General features: G+C 56.1%; 2 protein-coding genes and 1 pseudogene. All 3 read right to left on the reverse strand.

Annotation, left to right across the window (positions count from 1 at the left end; genetic code table 11):
• Positions 1–192 precede the first annotated feature (192 nt).
• Positions 193–1,002, reverse strand: coding sequence for an ABC transporter ATP-binding protein (locus tag P1U71_RS17900; RefSeq protein ID WP_301107036.1), 810 nt, complete (start codon positions 1,000–1,002; stop codon positions 193–195).
• Positions 999–2,015, reverse strand: a complete 1,017-nt coding sequence (locus P1U71_RS17905) for an iron ABC transporter permease (RefSeq protein WP_301107037.1) — start codon at positions 2,013–2,015, stop codon at positions 999–1,001. Before P1U71_RS17905 ends, P1U71_RS17900 begins: the two co-directional genes overlap by 4 nt.
• 10 nt (positions 2,016–2,025) lie before the next feature.
• Positions 2,026–2,240 (reverse strand): annotated as a pseudogene (locus tag P1U71_RS17910) (hypothetical protein); the annotation flags it as partial.

The following is a 2,240-nucleotide window of genomic DNA, read 5'->3' on the forward strand; positions in this document are numbered from 1 at the left end:
TGCCATGTCTTCCCCCTTCGTCGGCAAAAAACCTATTTCAGAGGAAACAGCATTGACACATCAATTACCTGTATCCGCCTAACACCGGAACACTAAGAACGTTCCTGAAAGCACATTTCGCAAGCCTTTTAGAGAAGCGGAAGGCCTCTATAGCTGAAAAAGGACGCCTGAGTGAGTTCGATCTGAATGTTCTCAGGTCGAATATTTCCGTTGTCGACGCGCTGGCTTGTCCAGCCTTGCAATAGGAACAATTACGGAGCCGTTCTCAACCGATCCATAAAACGCTCGAATTCCATAACTGCGAGCCAGGTTTTCCTCGGTCAATACGGATAAGGGGAATCCGGAGGCAGCTATGTTTTTGCCATGTAACAGAACCAAGCGATCGCAATAGCGCGCGGCAAGCGTTAAATCATGCATCACGACGACGATACTCTTGCCCGAATGCGCAAGCGCCGAAAGCCGGTCCATAACATCGATGGCGTGGCCAGGATCGAGCCCGCTGATCGGTTCATCCGCCAGCAGGATATCCGGCTCCCCTGCCATTGCGCGCGCCAGAAGAACACGGGACCGCTCCCCGCCGGATAATTGCTCAACCGGGCGGTGACGGAACTCAAGGATATCGCAGGCCTCCATCGCCTGAGTGACCGCTTGCCGGTCGGCATCTGTCAGGGCGCGCCATCTCCCTTGATGCGGAAGCCGTCCGAGCGATACCAGCACCTCCACCGTTACGTCCCAATGGACTTCTCCCGATTGCGGAAGATAGGACAGTGACCGGGCGAGTATTTCGGGATCGATCTGGTGGCGTGCATGACCTTTAAAGCAGATTTCCCCCTTGTCCGGGTCCAGCAGTCCGGCAATACAGCGAAGGAGCGTTGTCTTCCCCGAACCGTTAGGACCGATCAGCCCTATAATTTCTCCCTTGCCGATGTCCAGCGTGATGTCCTCAAGAACTTTACGCTGTCCGAAGGATTTTGAGAGTGACCGTATCGATAGTTGCGTCATAAAAATTTCCTCCTCTGACGCAGAACCAGATACAGGAAGAACGGCGCGCCGATCAAGGCGGTCAGAACGCCGATTTTAAGCTCACGACCAGGAGACACCAGCCGGACGACAACATCGGCCGTCAGGGTAAGGGCGGCACCGCCCAACATGCTTGCGGGCAAGAGAAGGCTGGGGCGGTTTCCCGTCAAACGACGAAGTAAATGCGGAACGACCAGCCCGACAAAACCGATAGCGCCAGCAACCGACGTTGCCGCGCCAACAGAGAGCGCCGTGCCAAAAACAAGCCGCCTCCGAACCTTCCCCATATCAAAACCCATGGTCTGGGCCGCCTCCTCCCCCAGTGTCAGGGCGTCAAGCGGCCGCGCAATCGTCATCAAGGCAATACAGCCGAGAAGGATAAACGGGGCCGACAGCCAGACATGCTCAAAACTCCGGTCAGCGAGCGACCCCATAAGCCAGAACATAATCTCCAGCGCGGCAAAGGGATTTTCCGCCATATTCAGCGCAAGCGATGTGAGGGCGGCGGCAAAGCTGGTGACCGCAACGCCCGCAAGAATAAATGTAAGCGGGCTGTTTGACCGCCCTGCGAGGAGTTGAATAACCATAACGCCCAACCCTGCACCCAACATCCCTCCCAGCGGCAAGGCGAGCGCGAACAACCCGGCAAGTCCGAAGTAGAACGCGATCACCGCGCCGAGCGACGCAGAGGCCGAAACTCCGATAATGCCCGGCTCCGCTAGCGGGTTGCGCAAAAACCCCTGAAGCGCGGCGCCCGTCAAACCCAGCGTCGCCCCGACCATCAGACCCAATATGGCGCGGGGTAGTCTTATCTCAAAAAATATCAGCGACGCCGTCCCGGCATCATCTGAGATAACTGCCCCCAGAAATTCGAGCGGGTTTATCGATGCCGGCCCCACAACCAACGATGCCACAAAGGCGATTATGACCAATACCGTCAGCGCGGAAAGCAGGACGGGCATCCCAATCAGAATCAGATTATGCTCTTTACCCATTACGAACTGTTCACTCCTGCGTTGCTTTTCGGGGACGTGTAAGTGTGGATCTGACAGCATGCAGTTCCGCAATGGCATCGGCAATAACGGGCGTCCCGCAAACCCAAAAGTTTGAAGGAATGCTGATCTGCAAATGATCGGCGAACATCACTTTCAGGGCCGGATGGCGAAAAATTTCTGTCGCCATCGCGGGTTTATCCCGCGGCTCGCCCACAATCAGCAAAT

This window comes from Sneathiella sp., from assembly GCF_029233945.1.
Classification (GTDB): domain Bacteria; phylum Pseudomonadota; class Alphaproteobacteria; order Sneathiellales; family Sneathiellaceae; genus Sneathiella.

Coding starts and splice junctions, on each gene's coding strand:
- P1U71_RS17900 (WP_301107036.1), bottom strand. CDS start 1,002: ATGACGCAACTATCGATACGGTCACTCTCAAAATCCTTCGGACAGCGT.
- P1U71_RS17905 (WP_301107037.1), bottom strand. CDS start 2,015: ATGGGTAAAGAGCATAATCTGATTCTGATTGGGATGCCCGTCCTGCTT.